This is a genomic window from Ereboglobus luteus (assembly GCF_003096195.1).
Lineage (GTDB): Bacteria > Verrucomicrobiota > Verrucomicrobiia > Opitutales > Opitutaceae > Ereboglobus > Ereboglobus luteus.
In genome coordinates this window covers 1,228,420-1,245,934 of record NZ_CP023004.1, presented here as the reverse complement: position 1 = coordinate 1,245,934, position 17,515 = coordinate 1,228,420, and the positions used below count along the sequence as shown (strand labels likewise).

The following is a 17,515-nucleotide window of genomic DNA, read 5'->3' as shown; positions in this document are numbered from 1 at the left end:
CATCCGGGATGATTTTTACGGCACGGGCCGCAAATCCCCGGCTATTTTTTGTTTTCAAACCGCGCAAAGCAGGCTTGGCAGTCCGCGTTACGTTTTCAACACTCGGCCCCGCGTGAAAAAACAAGCGATCATCACACTCGACCTCGAAGGCGTTCTCGTTCCCGAAATCTGGATAGCCGTTGCCGAAAAAACCGGAATCCCCGAGCTGCGACGCACCACGCGCGACGAACCCGACTACGACAAACTCATGCGCGGCCGGCTCGAAATCCTCGACCGCCACGGCTTGAAACTTTCCGACATTCAAAACGTGATCGCCACGCTCAGCCCGCTTCCCGGCGGCAGGGAATTTCTCGACGAGCTGCGCACGCTTTCCCAAGTGCTGATTTTGTCGGACACATTCGAGCAATTTGCGCAGCCCCTGATGCGCCAGCTCAACTGGCCGACGCTGCTCTGCCACCGCCTCATCGTTGAGAACGACCGCATTGTGGATTATCAAATCCGCACGCCCGAGCAAAAGCAGAAGGCGGTCGCCGCGCTCAAGGCGATGAACTATCGCGTGATTGCCGCCGGCGATTCGTTCAACGACACCACGATGCTCGGCGAGGCCGAAACCGGATTTCTTTTCCACGCGCCGCAAAACGTAATCGACCGCTTCCCGCAATTTCGCGCGTTCGACACTTACGAGCAACTGCTCGCCGCGTTCAAGGCCGAGCTGTAGGGTCGCGCTCCTGCTTTATATACACCCGCCGTTTTGAAACGGTGCGCGTCTTCGGATCGCCGTAGGGTTTTTTGCGATAACTGGGCAGCGAGGGGTCGTTGGCGCAACGGATTTGGAAATCCTGCATGCGCTGGAAAAGCGTCAGCAGTTGATCGGGTTTCGAGTAGGTGTCGAGCCCGGCGCGCTCGAGCGCGAGCAGCAACTCGTGGACAGTCTCAAGCGTGGAAAGGCAGCCTTCCTGCGGTTGCTGTTTGATGACATAGCGGCTTGGCGTGGTCGGTGTGAACATGACTCGCGGCAGGCGCTGCAGGCTTGTCGAAAGGCGAAGCATCTTGCGCGCGCCCGCCCAAGTGGCGTCGAGCAACAGCACGAGCAGCGTGCGGCCGCCGAGTGTTTCGGTGGAGAGGGCGGTTTGCGGCTGCGAAAGATTGACCGCCGCCGGCCCCGGATAAACGAGAACGGGATAATACCGGGGATCGCGCAAAAGTTCACGCACCTCCTCGTGCGAATCGAACTCGGCCCCCATATATATCTTGCTGTTGGGCAGGCAAAGATGCGTGAGGCGTCCCGTGTTGGCCTTCTCCGTCTTGAACTCCTTCGGATGCATCAGGAACACAAAGCGCGTGCGTGTATCCATTGGTTGGATACTCGGGCACCAGCATTGCGCCTTCGGCCAGAAGCAGCGGTAACACATTTCGCGGGACATGTTTCAAAGTAGCGCGAAACACGCCGCGCGGCGCAAGCGGAACCTGCGGCGCGCGATTCCGGCCCGCATCCACCCCGCATTTCAGAAACGCGGCTTGAGTCTAAACTCCGGGATCCGCGCAAGACGGGCATCCTGTTCAAGATATAATTCCTTCAGACGTGCAACAGACTCGGCATTTTTTGATGTGTTCAAAGGGTTGTGCTTTGGCCGCCAATCACACTTTTTTTAGGCTTCCGTTTCGCGGGTGGCGCAATAGTTTTTCTGCCCGAATCGGAAAGTATCAGCATCTTTGTTTCGGCCTCCCATAAAACCGCCCCAAAACCCTAATCTTAACATGCCGCAATCGCGGCCATTTTCTCATGAAACGCGTATGCATTAAAATCGTCGGTCTTGCCGTTTGTGCGCTCATCATCGTCATCGCGGTCTTGCTCCTTGCCCGCCGGGAACAAGGAACCACGCCAACCGTAGCGCAAACGAAGTCCGCGTCCGGAGTGGTGGCGCAATCCGATCTCGCGGCACCGGCGCAGTCTGCTTTTCAGTCGCCACAACAAGAGCCCAAGACCTTCGCCGCGGACGCGCTTTGGCAACTCACGCCGCGCAATGTCGAACCTCCCGCGCCCGCGGTTCATTCGGATGACGCGCATCATGCGCACGCAACGCATTCGGTCGTCGTCGCCGATCTCGACACAAGCGCGGCCGCCGTTTCGCTCCCCAACGTCAAGGCGGGCGACGACATCGAGCTCGCGCTCCCCAATGGGGAAATCACGCGCGGTCATGTGAACCTCGTCCAAAACGACAACGGCGTGCTTCGCCTCGGCGGTTCGTTGCCCGACAAAACCAATGGTTCTTTTGCCCTCACGCTCAACCAGCAATCCCAACTCATGGGCATGATCCTCCTGCGCGATGTCGAGCTCGCCTACACGATCGAACCCGGCGCGCAAGGCGGCCTCTCGCACATCGAAGCCTCCGCCCTCTCCGATGTGATCTGCCATCCTTACGAAGATCCTCCAGAGAGCCCCGATGATGCCGGCCGCGCTCCGGATAGTGCGCAAGCATTCGCCGCCGCTCCCGCCGATGCGCCCGTGGCGTTGGCGAGCGTGCCCATCCGCAGCAGCCGCCCATCCGCGCCCGCGGTTCTTTATCTGGACTTCGACGGCGCCACCGTCACCGATCCCTACTGGAATAAAGGCGACACAATTTATGCCGCCGCGGCCAACCTAACCGAGGCGCAAATCGAGGAAGCTTGGAAGGGCGTCGCCGAAGCCTACAGCCCCTTCAACATCGACGTCACAACCGATCCCGCGCGCTACGCCTCCACGCCCGTTGGTAAACGCATGCGCTGCATCATCACGCCGACCTATCAATGGTATACCAATTCGACAGGCGTGCGCGGCGTCGCATTGGTCAACAGTTTCACTCGCGCGGGCGTTATGTTTGCGAACGACACGCCCTGTTGGATATTCGTGCCCTCGTGGTATTCCTACATCCCGCTCGTCACCGCGCACGAGCTCGGCCATACCTTCGGCCTGCGCCACGACGGACTCAGCGCTGCCAGCCCGCGCGGGCGTCAGGAATATTTCGGCGGCCACGGCTCGGGCGCGATGTCCTGGGGGCCGATCATGGGCAATCCGTCCTATAGAAACGTGAACCAATGGAGCAAAGGCGAATACGCCTACGCCAGCAACACCGAGGACGATCTTGCGATTATCACCAGCGCGACAAACGGCATAACCTATTACAACGACGGTGTCGGCAAAACCCGCGCCACCGCGACCGCGATCACAATTCCCGCATCGGGCAATACAACCAAGCAAGGTGTGATTACAACAAGCGCGCACGAGGCATGGTTTACCTTCACGCTAACCGCTGAAAAAACAGTGTCCCTTTCCGCCGCGCCGAACGATGTCGTGCCCAAGTTCGACATTTCCATGCAGCTCCAAAACGCCACTGGCACGGTGCTTGCATCCGACAATCCCTCGCTCGCGCTTAACGCGCTCATTGAGAAAAAACTCAGCGCGGGCAAATATTATATAAAATTAAAAGGCGCGGCATACGGTGACGGCATATATGAAGGCTATCCGGTTTACGGAAGCATCGGACAATACACACTCATAGGCCGCACAGCGCCGGCAATCGTCGCGCCAACGATAACAACGCACCCGCAATCCAAAACCGCCACCACGGAAGACGCCAGCTTCACACTGACGGCCGCCGCGAGCGGCGGTGGCACGCTCCGTTACCAATGGCAGAAAAACGGCGTCGATCTTGTTTCCAACGCGCAGCATCCGGATGTCACCAGCGTGACGCTCACCGTTCTCTCCCCGACGGCGTCCGACGCCGGACAATATACACTAAAAGTCCGCAACGCCGGCGGCGAAGTCACGAGCAACGCGGCGGCCATAACAGTCACAGCCCCGCCCCCGCCGGTGATCACCGGGCAACCGCAAAACGCAACCGCAATCGCCAACCACACGTATTCGGTGTATTTTTCGGTAAGCGCAACCGGAGCCGGATACTTCACGTATCAATGGCAAAAGGACGGTTCCAATATCGCCGATATCTCCAGTAAACGCTATGGGACGGCATCATCATATCTTCAAATATACAATCCCACGGATGCAGACAAGGGGGCATATCGCGTGATTGTGTCAAATCAGGGCGGTTCTACAACCAGTGCCGTCGCGACCCTTGATGTGACCCCTCCGCCGCCGCCGGTGATCACCGCGCAACCGGAAGACATCACAAAAACGGAAGGCGACTTCGATTGGTCTTATGGATCAGTGACATTGACTGTGTCCGCTAGCAGCGTAACTCCGCCAAGCTATCAATGGAAAAAGAATGGCGTCGCTTTAACTCCATCAGACCAGCGAATCACAAGCACAACATCCGGCGCGCTCAACATATCGAAGTATATTGTATCCGACAGCGGGACGTATGCAGTCACGGTCAGCAATGCCGGGGGCAGTGTTACCAGCGCCGACGCCATTATCACTATCCTGCCGCCAGTGCCGCCGATGATTACAAGCCAGCCGGTCAGTGCAACGGCACTCGACGGGGGCGGCAGGGTAAGCCTGTCTGTGTATGCAACAGGGCAGGCTTTGCGTTATCAATGGCAGAAAGACGGCGTCGATATCGAAGGCGCCACCTCGGCAACGTATTATATATGGAATCCGGACATGTCTTACGCCGGGGAATATACTGTCAAAGTTTGGAATTCCAGCGGAACACTCGTTAGCGCTCCCGCTACGCTCACAGTTAACCTCCCCCCTGTGCCGATTATCACACAACAACCGTCGCCGATAAACCTCTGCGAAGGAAAATATATATCCATTGAAGCGCGTGCTTCCAGCCAGAGCAACTATACTTGCCAGTGGTTCAAGGACGGCCAGCCCATACAGGGGGCCACGGGCATATCCTATGGCAAGACAATCGCCTCCCTTTCCGACGCGGGTGAATATAAGGTTGTTGTCACGAATCCTGGAGGAAGCGTCACCAGCAATGAAGTGAGCGTGGTTGTGACACCAGCAATACCGCCACGCATCATCGTGCAACCGGAAAACCAGCGGGTGTATGCCGGGGGTAACGCGATACTGTTAGCCGTTGCGGAAGGGAATCCAGCGCCGACATACTCATGGTGCAAAAACGGCGCGCAAATGTATGGTGCGACGCGCTCGTCTCTAACCGTGCCGAACATTCAGCCCGGCAATACGGGCACCTATCATGTCGTTGCCACCAATATTGCAGGCTCCGCAACGAGCAGTGCGATTGTCATAAGCGCCGAACCGATGGAGAACGGCAACGCGGTGGCGCTTATTCCGTCTAAAAAGCATATTGGCCCCGGGCGGGTGGTTTATCAATTGCAGGCACGCACAAATACCAAGTGGACTGCGTCAACTGACTCGACATGGCTGGCCCTTTCCCAAAACGAAGGGTGCTTTACGGCCACGATAGAAGTAACCGTGGCCCCCAATCCGCTTCCGATTGAACGCGTTGCCATCATAAGCATAGCGGGTCTTGAGCACACGATCACCCAGGCTGCCGCCGGAACCCCCATACGCGAACTTTGGGCTGTTGGTTCAAACGCATCGGGTCAGCTTGGCGACAACGCATTGCTCCAAGCAGACATTCCGACTTATATCGCGGATAACATAAAAGCCGTGGCGACGGGAGGACTGCATACATTAATATTAAAGAATGACGGCACGTTGTGGACTGTGGGCAACAACGGGAGCGGGCAACTCGGGACGGGGTCATACACATCAACGGCAACCCCCGTAAAGATAGCCGAGGGGGTCGCCACGATCGCGGCGGCAGGCACTTGGTCCTCCTTTATCAAGGAGGACGGTTCTCTTTGGGGCATGGGGTCTAATGGCTCTGGCCAGATAAGCGCGGATGCCGTATCCAGGATAAACGTGCCTGTGCAGATCGCGACATCGGTGCGGGCCGTGGCCGCGGGTGACGCCCACATTCTCTTTCTCAAGACAGACAACACATTGTGGAGCATGGGAGAAAATACTTACGGTCAGCTTGGGGATGGCACGACAACGGCGCGCCGCGTGCCAGTTCAAATTGCATCCGGTGTCAAATTTGTGTGCGCTTCCGGATACACATCGGCATATATAAAGAATGATGACACGCTCTGGCAGTTCGGGCACAACTATTATGGGGGATTTGGCGACGGCTCGGTCGGATCATACTCCGACGCCAACCCCACTCCGAGGCAAACCGCCGCGCACGTAAGCGCCGTTTCGCTCAGCGCAAACCACTCGGTGATCCTTAAAACCGATGGGGCGCTTTTTTCCTCAGGCTGTAACTATTCGGGGCAGCTTGGGGAGGGATCCACATGGAATAAATACACATACGAACAAGTGGCAACTGACGTTGCTCAGGTGCTCGCCACGACCAGCGCGAGTATCTTTGTCAAAACGGACGGTTCCTTGTGGGGAATGGGGACGAACAGCAACGGTATGTTTCCGGGAATGCCCTATAAGGACTTTTTAACCCCCGTCTGCATGGCGCGGGACATCCTTTCGGCAAGCGCAGGAGGAAACTGTCTTTTTATGTTTATGAAAGATGGAAGTGTATACGCTTGCGGAAATGATTCATCGGGACAGCTCGGCTCGGGAATCAGCAGCCCAAAGGTCAGGCTGCGCACGACACCCATACAAGTCGATTCCGATGTCGTTTCCATCGCCGCTGGAGGCAGTCATAGCATGTATGTGAAAGCGGATAAATCCTTATGGGTCGCAGGGGGCAACCAATATAATGTTCTCGGCATATCCGGGCACGGAAACACCGCCACGCCGGTGCAAACCGCGTCGGATGTCATGAGCGCCGGCGCGGGAGACAACTATAGCATGCATATAAAATCCGATGGCACCGTCTATGGCGTCGGGCGCAATTATGAACGGCAGATTGGATCATCCTCGGACTATGCCGCCCACATGGTTTCTGATGTGCATCATTGGACAAGTGTTGCCACGGACGCGCGCTCCCTCTCCCTTGGCGGTTCGCACACTCTTGTCGGAAAATCCGACGGTTCCATGTGGGGGATGGGATATGCCAACACGGGCGCGCTCGGGGACAAAAGAGGATTCTATGAAAACTTTTATACACCAAGAAAGATATTATCAGGCGTCGTTGCCATGGCGGCTGGCGGCGGTCATAGCCTTTATATTAAAAATGACGGCACGCTGTGGGGCAGAGGGAACAACTATAATAATCAACTCGAGAATTCATCCCAATCAGTGATCGCGCCCGCAATACAGATCGCAAGCAACGCCAAGGCAGTGATGGCGGGTAGTTCGCACAGTTTGTGGATTGATGATAATGGTGTTCTTTGGGCTTTGGGTTTTAATTATTACGGTCAGCTCGGCTGCGGCAGCGTCAGCAGTGTTCCCTCGCCTATTTCTGTTGCAAACGATGTCAAGGCTGCGAGCACAAATGCGACACATACCCTGTATATTACGAAAGACAACCGGCTGCTGGGCATGGGCTCCAATTCCAGTGGTCAGCTCGGCAATGAGCCGAACGCAAATGCATCCACCCCCGTTGACGTCGCCGTCAATGTGGAATTTGCATCCGCTGGCGGTTCGCACACCCTTTTCATCGCCACCGGCGACATTCGCCTCGACCCGCCGCCGCCGCCTGTGATTACCGGTTTCTCGCCCACTAGTATTACCGCGCAAACCAAGGTCGTCATCACCGGTTCCAATTTCAACAAGCTCGCCGGTGTTTATTTTGGTAGTGTGGAGGCGGACCATTACACGGTTGATTCGCCTACGCAAATCACTGTCTACGCCCCCGTGATACCCACGCAGGACGCCGGCCATGTTTATGTCGGCACCTTCGACGGCGTCGCGGTTAGCGCCGCGACATATTCCGCCGTCTACGCGCCCGTGCTCGGTGATCGTATCGAGGATCAATATATTAATCTCGGCGACAACCTCTCAATCGAACCTCCCGTGCTCGGCACGCCGGACCCGACGATCACTTGGCAAATATCCACCAATAACGGGACCACATGGACAAACCTCGCCGCCGACGCAAACCACAGCATCGATGCGCATGGTGTCCTCAAAATCACCAACGCCCCGCTCTCCATTGACGGCAACCTGTATCGTTTCACAGCCACCAATATTCATGACACGGTCACAAGCCAGGCATTCAAGGTCGTCATCATGTATCAACCCGTCGTGATGGCGCAGCCAGCGTCGCGAACCGTAACCGTCGGCGCGAGCGCAACGTTCCTCGCCGACATCGACGGCGTTCCCGCACCCGAATTGCAGTGGCAGATTTCCACCGATTCCGGGCTCACATGGACTGACATCGACGGAGCCACAAACGCGACCCACACCATTGCCGCGACCAGCGCCGCGATGAACAACAACCGATACCGCCTCGTCGCCACCAATGAATGCGGATCCGTCACCACCAACGCAGCCACGCTCACCGTGCAATGGGCGCCGGTGCAAAACAACCATGTCTCCTCGCAAGTTGGCGTCACTGGCGGCTCCGTCACATTCTTCGTGAGCATCGATGCCAATCCCGCCCCCACATCCTATCAATGGCAGGTATCCACCAATGGCGGCGGCACATGGACAAACCTTTCCAACGGCAGCACTGTTAGCGGCGCCAACACCGCCAGCCTCGTGCTTTCCAACGCCACTGCCTCCATGAATGGCTACAGATACCGCTGCGTTGTCTCAAATGGCGTCGGCGCCGGCCTCACGACTGCGGCGACGAGTCTTGCGGTTATCGATTCGATGTTCGCCACGCCCTCCGGCCTCTTCATCGCCAGCGGCACGCTTTACGTTTCCGACGCTGACGCGCACACCATCCATCGCGTGACGCTTAGCACCGGCAAGGCCACGCTCTTTGCCGGTGCCGTCGGCCAGTCCGGCACGGCGAATTCCACCACCGGCACCAACGCCCGTTTCAACAGCCCCACGGGCCTCGTGTTCACACAAGCCGACAAACTTGTTTACGTTCTCGACACCGGCAACAACGCCCTGCGCCGAATCACAACAGCAGGGAGCGTTACCAGGGTGTATCAACCCTATGATTTCGGCGATGCTAGCGGAATCACCATCACGCCCGCAGACACGCTTTTCATTACCGAAACGCAAAAACACACGATCTCGCGCATTTACAACACTGGCAGCGGTCTCATGCTCAGCACGGTATCCGGCGCAGCCGGTGTGCCTGGAGCGGAAGACTACTACGGCTCATCCGCCAGATACAGGGAGCCTTCCGCGCTCGCGAAGATTCCCGGCAATTCAGGCCTCGTCATCGCCGATACTGGCAACCACACAATCCGGGTCACTTATTACGACACGGAGCTTGCATCGCCATCGTATTTCTACACCTACGTGCTCGCAGGGCTCGCGGGCCAGTTGGGTTCGCTTGACGGATCGGGCACGGCGGCACGCTTCAGTCGCCCTGCTGGAATCGCCGCGAGCGTGAATTACATTTACGTTGCCGACACCGGCAACCACACGATCCGGCGCGTCAGCGAATACGGCAGCGTTACCACGCTCGCGGGCATAGCCGGGCAGGCGGGGTATTCCAACGGCACTGGCACCAACGCTCGCTTTAACAAGCCCACCGCGCTCGCCCTTGATTCCACATATCAAAACCTCTACATCGCCGACTCCAACAACTCCGTCATCCGCAAGCTCAACCTCGCCACGAACGAAGTCACCACGCTGATAGTAAGTGCAACCGGCTCTCCTGTTTCGCCACCCGTGATCACAAAACATCCGCAAAACATCACGGCCACACAAGGCGTCGGCGGTCCGCTCACGCTGACATTCACGGCAACGGGCGCGGGCACACTGACGAGCGTCTGGCAAAAGGACGGCGGGAACATCACCGCTTCGAATCACTACATGATCGATGCCAATTCGCTTAAAATCTACAACCACACCACAACCGATTCCGGCCAGTATCGCGTGATTGTTTCCAATGAAGGTGGTAGCGTCACCAGCAATCCGGCTACTGTGACGGTCAATCCAACCACCAGCGGCACCAATACGGGCGGTAATTCCGGCAATAACAGCGACAGCGGCGGCGGAGGTGGCGGCGGGGCGCCTTCGCTTTGGTTGCTCGTGGCGCTGGGTGTCCTCGTCGCAATGCGAGGCCGGTGGCGGTTGTGAGCGTCAGTGCGTTTCGGGCGGATTGTTAAAAAGACGTCCGCCCGAGTTTATTTTGCCGCCCTTTTGCGCGCCGTCTTCTTGGCGGCGGGTTTTTTCGCGGGAGCTTTCTTAGCCGGTGCTTTTTTCGCGGCCGGTTTCTTTTTTGCGGCGGGTTTGGCCGTTGTTGATTTGACGGCTTTCTTGGTTGCCTTGGCTTTCGGCTTTTTAATGCCCAACAATTCGTTCACGGAAATTTCCTTGGCGTCCTTCCAGAGGTTTTCGAGGGAGTAGCGTTCGCGGTTTTCCTGCGTGAGGACGTGGATCATCACGTCGAAGGCGTCGATCACCAGCCAGCCGCTGCCGGGTTCGCCGGTGTCCATTCCGATGATGTGCGTGCCGGTGGCGTCGATTGCCTTTTCGAGTTCCACGCGAAGCGCGCGGAGGTGCGGCTCGGAGGTGCCGGTGGCGACGACCAGATAGTCCGTGATTGACGATTGCTCGCTCACGCGCAGCACGCGCAATTCGCCCGCCTTTTTTTCATCGAGCGCCCGGCACACAATTTCAAGCAATGGGGGACGGGGAGGGCGGTTTTTGCGGCGGCGGTTGCGGTGCGTTTTTTTGCGGGCTTGGCGGTTTTGGATTTCATGCAATTGGTGTTGTGTGTGATGCGGTGAGTGAATGGCGGGCGTGCGCGTGTGAGCAGTGGATGTTTTTGCCTCAGCGATAAAGATTTTTTTCGCGGATCAATTCAATCGTCTTGTGCGGGACGAGGTAGTTGAGCGACAGGCCGCCCCGGACGCGCGCGCGCAGCTCGGTCGAGCTGATTTCGATGAGGTGCCCGTCGCAGCGGTGCAGGCGCAGGCCCGGAACGGGTGTGTGCGTTTTCGCGGGGTGCCCCGGGCGTTCGAGAAAAATGAACTCCACAAGTTTTGCCAGTTCCCCGATTTCGCGCCAGAGGTGCAGGCGCGGGAGCTGGTCGCCGCCGATGATCCAGTGGAGCTGGTCGTTGGGAAATTGTTTTCGAAAATGGCGCGCGGTATCGATTGTGTAGCTGATGCCGCCCTTGAGCAGTTCGTAGTCTGAAACTTCAAAGCGCGTGTCCCATTCGACGGCGGCGCGCACCATCGCCAGACGGTCGGCCGCGGGGCATTGCACGTCGTGCGGCTTGAGCGGGGCTTGAGCGGCGGGCACGAGGATGAGGCGGTCGAGCTTGTGCTGTTCGAACGCATCTTGCGCGGCGACGAGGTGCCCGTAGTGAATGGGATCGAAGCTGCCTCCGAGGAATCCAATTTTCATGGGAGTAGCTCCATTTGCGTGTCCTTGAGCAGATCGTAGTTTTTCAAGATGCGCATGACTTGAAGCGTGTAGCTTTTTCCGTAGCTGCGGTTCACCTCAATGCGCTCGAGCAGGTCGATCAGCATGGCGCGAAACGATATGATCGCGTCGACGCCGCGCTCCTTGAGCAACTGCACGCTTTGCGAGCGAAACGGCTCCGCGGTGGGAAGGCTTGGCAGCACGAGGATTTTTGTTGGCGGCTCCGCGCTTCCGGGTTCCGCGCCGGCGGCGGCGGGCGGAAACAATCGCGACACTTCCTTGAGCACATCCTGCTCCAGAAAACTGAAAATCTCCGGGCTGTTCTTGAGTGTGCCGGGCGTGAAACGGTCGGTGTGCCACGCTTTCACGGCGATGATGCCGCGATGCACAAAGGGCAGCTCGCCCGAAAGGAGAAAAAAGTCCGGCTTGCGCGCTCCGGGTTGATAGGCGGGGTTGTAGACGAGCAGGTCGATTTCCTCGTCGCCGGTTTTCTTGCGCGCCATGACTTCGTATTTGCGAACCTGCCGCACCAAAAATCCGTTTTGCTCGAAATACTCGCGGACAATGTCTTCGTCGATGGCTGACATGGAGGAATTGGAATGCGCGTTATAATGCGGATTTGGGGCGGGTCTGCAACAGGCAAAAACAGGCGGAGGCGCTTGTCGTGTGGCCGCCCGGAAATGTCGTGAGGGCGGAAACAATTTTAAACAGCGGAAAGGCGCGCGGGGTGGCACAGGGAACCACGGAGTTTTGGGAGGCGTTCAAGACTTCGAGCTCCAGCGCGAAACGCACTCGGAAACATCAGAGGTCTTGTCTTGTATTCACATTTGGACGTTTAATTCGTGACAGGGAAACCAACTTTAAGATGTCCGCACGCGCACCACACACTTCGCAATGCGACGAACGCGACTTGGTCGTCGTGCTTCATGGCATCGGGGTTACGTGCCGGTGGATGTCGCGCATCGCGCGCGCGGTCGGGGCCGAGGGGTATCGCGTGGTCAACCGCACCTATCCGTCGCGCAAACTCCCGCTTGAGCAACTCGGCGCGCAGTGGCTTCCGCAATTGCTTCGCGAACATGGCGCCGCCGAGGCGGCGCGCGTGCATTTTGTGACTCATTCGATGGGAGGCATCGTGGTGCGTATTTGGTTGCGCGAATGCGCGGATTTGCCGCCGCCGAATCTCGGGCGCATCGTGATGATTGCGCCGCCAAATCACGGCAGCGAGATTCCCGACCGCTTGCGCGGGTTCCCGCCTTTTCACTGGTTTACGGGAGTCAACGGCACCCGGCTGGGCACGGGCGGCGACTCGCTGCCGCGCCAGCTTTCATCCGGGGCATTTCCCCCGGGCGTGGAGCTTGGCATCATCGCGGGCAACCACACGTTCAACCCGCTTTTCTCCCGCTGGATTAACGGCGAAAGCGACGGCACGGTGAGCGTGGCGAGCACGCGGCTGGAGGGAATGCTCGACCACATCGTCATGCCGCATTCGCACACGGGGATATTGCTGAGCCGTCCCGTCGCCGCGCAGGCGGTGCATTTTTTGAGGGAGGGCAAATTTGACCGGACCGTCCCCTGAGATCGATTGTGCCGGGCCCGCGGCGAAATTGTAATCCGAAACTCGACAGTGCGGGGCGCGCGGGTTCCATTTGCGGGATGAAAGAGATTTCCTGCCGTCCAAATTGCGGGGCGTGTTGCATCGCGCCGTCGATTTCCTCGCCGATGCCGGGGATGCCGGACGGGAAAAAGGCCGGTGAGCGCTGCGCGCACTTGCTGGCGGATTTCCGCTGCGAATTGTTCGGCCAGCCGTCACGTCCGTCCGTCTGCGCAAGCCTTCGGCCAACGGCGGAAATGTGCGGCTCATGCCAGGCGGACGCCATGCAATACCTCGCTGCGCTGGAGTTGGAAACGGCGCCGGGCTTCTGACGACGGATGAATTTGCACGGATTAATGCTAAGAAACCGGAGGACCCTCCCCATGATATTCATGCATCTCGTGGTTATTCATTATTCAAGCGGGATCCCTAAAGCAGGGATTGGGAATATCGAAATTACAAAAAATGTAAGCATTCCTAATGTTTTCGATACAGTTTCTTGCAAATTGAACATTGATAATTCATTTTGCCTGAAACTATGGGCGATGAGGTGCAAAAGTTATTATTAATAATAGTAAATTTAGTTTTCGTGAAAAAACAGTTTATCGATAACTAATAGTATTAGGTTTTATAAAATTCAAAGCGACGATTTTGGGGTTTTGACGTAAATTTTTTTAGTTGAGATATCGATGCGTTGCACTAAAAACGACATTCAATGTGGTTTATTATTTTCATAAGCATTGCTTGTATGTTGGCAGGAGTCTTTATGATACTGTTGCTTTCGGGTATGAAAGGATCGCGGTGGGGCATTAGTTTAAAGCTCAAGCAGAAATGTCCCAATTGCGGCACAGTATTTCCAATAATTCGCAAACCGGCGAACCAGAGGCAAGCGCTATGGGGTGGATGGACATGTAGCGGTTGCGGTATAGAATATGATAAATGGCTTAAACCTGTGGATAATAATAATGATGATATATCTATGTCAAATTAGATGCCGGTCGGTTATGATAAAAACGAGAATCGATTGACTGTCATAGTTTCCCAATCTGCTCGGGAAGATTCCCCGTGGAGACTCCCGGGGAGAGCGCGATGGCCATTGCGGGAACGGGCGTGTGCGTGACATTGGCTTCGCATGAGGTGAACGTGGCCTTTGTCGGCGGGAACCAGAACGTCCACTTCCAAGCCTTGCTTTCCCTGGAATTAGTGGGGCCATGCGCGCGCCACGATTGATTTGGGCCTTAAGAATTTCGGAGATCACATAACCTTCCCGTAGGGTTCCGAGAAACGGGGATTGTCCGAGTTCAACGCGGGTTTAGATGGTGAACAGATGGCAGTCCGCGCCACGGATTGCGCTGTGTTTTTCCTCAAAACACCCACGCCATGCCGAATTTTATCCAGAGGGGGATCGTGACGATGCCGAGGGTTGTCGTGCCGATCACCACTTGCGCGGCGGTCAGGGGCTGGCCGTTGTAGTGTTTTGCAATCGCTATCGGGAACATGCCGGCGGGCATCGCGGCTTGCACGATCAGGACGCATTTCATGTCGTCCGTGAAAGGCAGGCATTTGGCAACCACCAGAAAGACCAGCGGAAAGACGCCGAGGCGCAGGAGGCAGGCGATCGGGGTCACGCGCGAGTGATAAAGCGCCGAGGGGCGCGCGAGGTATTCGTGGATTGTGCAACCGATCAGAATGATGCCGATGGTCAGCCCGCAGAGGCCGCAGCGGTGGATCGTTTCCATGAGGAAACCGGGAAGGTGCTCGCGCAGGTCGGTGAGGTTGAAAAAGAGTCCGAGCGCGAGCGCGATCACGGGGCCGTTGAGCAATTTTTTCCAGCCTTCGCGCAGGGAGAGGCCGGCGAGCACAAAGATGCCGACCGTCCACATCGCGGCCTCCCCGCCGACGGTGTGCATGAGCGTGAGGCCGATGGTGGGCGAGTTTTCCCCGAAGAGCGCGGCGCAGACGGCGAGCGCGAAATAACCGTAGTTGTTTATGCCCGACGAAAAGGCGAAGGTGCGCAGGCCGTGGCCTTGCGTGAGCCCGAGGAGGCGTCCGAGGTAGAGCGCCGCCACGATGCTCCCGCCCATGAGCAGAAAGCCGGAAACGGGCGCGGCGGCGAGGTTGGCCGGGTTGCGGAGCGCGTCGTTGTGGAGAACATTTTCAAAAATCAGGCAGGGGTAAAGGCAGTTGACGACCATGCGCATGATGCTGCCGTCGGCCTCGGGCGTCACCCATTTGAAGCCGCGCAATCCCACGCCGATGGCTACCAGTCCGAAGACGGGAACGATGGAGAGGAGGACGGCGGTGTAGGAAAAGGACACGGGGGGCGGAAGTTTACAGTTTGCGGTTTACAGTTGGGGCGCTGCCGCGCCGGCGGGAGGCGGGTTTAGAGTTTAGGGTTTGGAGTTTAGAGTTTAGGGTTCTGGCTTTCTGGCCTTCTGGTTTCTGATTCTCTGGCTTCTTGCAGCGCGTTGCGCATGGCTTCGACGGGGATTGTTTCGCCGGTCCAGATTTCAAGGGAGCGCGCGCCTTGGTGGATCAACATCGAGAGGCCGTTGGCGCGCGGGATGCCAAGCGCGGCGGCTTGCGCGAGGAGCGGCGTTTGCGGCGGGTTGTAGATCATGTCGAAAACGGCGAGCGGGCGCGGGGTGAGCGCGGCGAGGTCGATGGGCGGCTCGTCGGCGGGACGCAGGCCGGAGCTGGTGGCGTTGATTATGAGAAAGGCTGAAGGACTGAAGGACTGAAAGGCTGATAGCGGGATGCCGCCGGCGAGCGGGCGCATGGCGTCGAGGAGTGCGTCGAGGTTGGGGCGGGTGCGGTTGGAGATGGTCAGGCTGGCGCAGCGGCGCTGGAGACATTCGCCGGCGGCTCCGCGGGCGGCCCCGCCGGCGCCGAGGAGGAGGATGTGCGAGTCGCGGAGTTCGATGTCGAGCGTTTCGCGGATGGCGGTGGCGAGGCCGTGGCCGTCGGTGTTGGCGCCGTGCCAGCCCTTGGCGGTCCATGTCAATGTGTTGACGGCCCCGGCGGGCGCGGCGGCGGGGTCGATTTCGGCGACGCAGTCGAGCGCGATCACTTTGTGCGGGGCGGTGAGGTTGAGGCCGTGGAATTTTTTTTCGTGAAAAATTGCCAATGCGCGCGGGAGGTCTTCGGGGGCGATGTCGAAGCGGTGGTAGTGCCAGTCGCGGTAACGCGGGTCGCGCGCGGCCATTTGCGCGAGCGCGGCGTTGTGCATGAGGGGGCTGAGCGAGTGCGCGATGGGGCGGCCGAGCACGGCGAGGTGCGTGCCGGGGCGGCTCCAGGTTTCGAGGTCGGCGAGTGTGTAAACAGTGGTGTCGGCAGTGCTCACGGTGATTTGCGAAGTGGGTTTAGAAAACGGGGAGGGGCTTCGAAACGCCATTAAAAACAACGGCCCGTCCTCTCAATCGAAGGACGGGCCGTGATGAAAAGTTAACTGAATTCGTTTTCTTAGAATTTCAGGACAGCCTGAACTCCGGCGGTGAACTCATACTTGGGCATGCCGTGGTCACGAAGATCCTTGTCGAAGCGGGTGTATCCCATTTCGGTGCGGATTTCGAGGTTCTTGGTGACTTCGTAGGTGACGGGCGAAACGGTGACTTTCCAGAAGTTGCCGTAATCCTTCCTGTCGCCGAAGCTAAAGCGGCCGGCAATCGCGATCTTTTCGTCGATTTGCTGCTTGGCCATCAGCATTGCGTAGAAGGTGTTCTTGGCGTCGACACCCTTGATCTTTTCACGCATGAGGACGATTTCACCGGCAATGGTGATGTCTTCACCGATTTTGCGCTCGAGCCAGATGTCGGCGGTGAAGGTCTCGGGTTCGTCGATATAGGGATCAATACCGCCGAAATCCTGATAGCCGGCCTTGGTGTATTGGTAGGCGAGGGTCATGCCGAGCGTCCATTGCTCTTCGGTGTAGGTGAAATTACCTTCGACGCCGAAGCCGTCGCGCACATCACCGTCACCGCGGTAGAATTCGTCGTTCACATTGTAAACGGAATCGACGGCGGAGAGGCCGAGTTTGGCCTTTTCGTTCACGTATTCAATCCGCACGCCGTGCTGGTAGCTGGGGATGATGTTGTTGAAGAGCGAATCGGAGATGGTCGCGTTGCCGAAGGAGCTGAAGGTGTTGTCAACGAGATCGAACGATTCGTAGCCGAGCCAGGTGACGAAGCGTCCGGCGGAGAGCTTGAGCTTGCTGCCGAAGTCGTAGCTGACGTAGGCGTCGAGCAGATAGATTTTGCTGGCGCCGGCATCGGTGTAACCACTGATGGTCGCAGTGATTGGCGAGAAATCGAGCGTCACTCCGAGCTTGGCGGCATCGATATCCATCGTGGTGTCGGTGCTTTTCTGCTGCACTTTGTTGTAAGTGATCGAGCCGGCGGCGTAGCCGAAGAGGCTTACGTTTTCGTTGATGGCGAGATCAGCGCGAATTGCCAGGGTTGAGAGAACGGAGGCGAGGACAGCGCCGGCGATCTTCAAGGAAGCGGTTTTCTTCATGTGGAATGTTATGTAGTTAATCTTTGCTTGGCGTGGAT

General features: G+C 57.7%; 11 protein-coding genes. 4 read left to right on the top strand and 7 right to left on the bottom strand.

What is annotated here, in order from left to right; all coding sequences use genetic code 11:
• Nucleotides 1–112: 112 nt before the first annotated feature.
• On the top strand, nt 113–718 hold the full coding sequence (gene thrH / locus CKA38_RS04555) for a bifunctional phosphoserine phosphatase/homoserine phosphotransferase ThrH (RefSeq protein ID WP_108826412.1): 606 nt from the start codon (nt 113–115) through the stop codon (nt 716–718).
• Here thrH and CKA38_RS04550 read toward each other — a convergent pair.
• Nucleotides 702–1,412 carry a tRNA-uridine aminocarboxypropyltransferase gene (locus tag CKA38_RS04550; protein ID WP_236919253.1) on the bottom strand — a complete coding sequence of 237 codons (711 nt, stop codon included), beginning with the start codon at nt 1,410–1,412 and terminating at the stop codon, nt 702–704. The genes thrH and CKA38_RS04550 overlap by 17 nt on opposite strands.
• Before the next feature lie 371 nt (nt 1,413–1,783).
• Here CKA38_RS04550 and CKA38_RS04545 point away from each other — a divergent pair, with 371 nt between their 5' ends.
• A complete protein-coding gene (locus tag CKA38_RS04545) occupies nt 1,784–10,081 on the top strand; it encodes an immunoglobulin domain-containing protein (RefSeq protein WP_108824432.1) in 8,298 nt (2,765 codons plus the stop codon).
• A gap of 47 nt (nt 10,082–10,128) precedes the next feature.
• Here CKA38_RS04545 and rsfS read toward each other — a convergent pair whose 3' ends face one another.
• The 3 genes from rsfS to CKA38_RS04530 form a co-directional block, all read right to left on the bottom strand.
• Complete coding sequence (gene rsfS / locus CKA38_RS04540) at nt 10,129–10,629, bottom strand: ribosome silencing factor (RefSeq protein WP_108826411.1); 501 nt, start codon at nt 10,627–10,629, stop codon at nt 10,129–10,131.
• 148 nt (nt 10,630–10,777) lie between these two features.
• Nucleotides 10,778–11,356 (bottom strand): nicotinate-nucleotide adenylyltransferase, encoded by a 579-nt coding sequence (nadD, locus tag CKA38_RS04535; RefSeq protein WP_108824431.1) that lies wholly within the window; start codon nt 11,354–11,356, stop codon nt 10,778–10,780.
• On the bottom strand, nt 11,353–11,961 hold the full coding sequence (locus tag CKA38_RS04530) for a hypothetical protein (RefSeq protein WP_108824430.1): 609 nt from the start codon (nt 11,959–11,961) through the stop codon (nt 11,353–11,355). The genes nadD and CKA38_RS04530 overlap by 4 nt, the downstream gene beginning before the upstream one ends.
• A gap of 278 nt (nt 11,962–12,239) precedes the next feature.
• Here CKA38_RS04530 and CKA38_RS04520 point away from each other — a divergent pair, with 278 nt between their 5' ends.
• Together CKA38_RS04520 and CKA38_RS16870 are read left to right on the top strand one after the other, a co-directional pair.
• Nucleotides 12,240–12,950 (top strand): esterase/lipase family protein, encoded by a 711-nt coding sequence (locus CKA38_RS04520; protein WP_108824428.1) that lies wholly within the window; start codon nt 12,240–12,242, stop codon nt 12,948–12,950.
• A gap of 77 nt (nt 12,951–13,027) precedes the next feature.
• The gene (locus tag CKA38_RS16870; RefSeq protein ID WP_343192842.1) at nt 13,028–13,297 is read left to right on the top strand and encodes a YkgJ family cysteine cluster protein; all 270 of its coding nucleotides are present in this window, start codon (nt 13,028–13,030) and stop codon (nt 13,295–13,297) included.
• A 1,032-nt stretch (nt 13,298–14,329) separates the two neighbouring features.
• Here CKA38_RS16870 and CKA38_RS04510 read toward each other — a convergent pair.
• The 3 genes from CKA38_RS04510 to CKA38_RS04500 all read right to left on the bottom strand — a co-directional run bounded on the left by CKA38_RS04510 (nt 14,330) and on the right by CKA38_RS04500 (nt 17,477).
• Complete coding sequence (locus CKA38_RS04510; RefSeq protein ID WP_108824427.1) at nt 14,330–15,283, bottom strand: AEC family transporter; 954 nt, start codon at nt 15,281–15,283, stop codon at nt 14,330–14,332.
• An 86-nt stretch (nt 15,284–15,369) separates the two neighbouring features.
• Entirely contained in the window at nt 15,370–16,308 is a 939-nt protein-coding gene (gene aroE, locus CKA38_RS04505; protein WP_236919153.1) for a shikimate dehydrogenase, read from the bottom strand.
• Between the two features lie 119 nt (nt 16,309–16,427).
• Nucleotides 16,428–17,477, bottom strand: a complete 1,050-nt coding sequence (locus CKA38_RS04500) for an outer membrane beta-barrel protein (RefSeq protein ID WP_108824425.1) — start codon at nt 17,475–17,477, stop codon at nt 16,428–16,430.
• Nucleotides 17,478–17,515 lie beyond the last annotated feature (38 nt).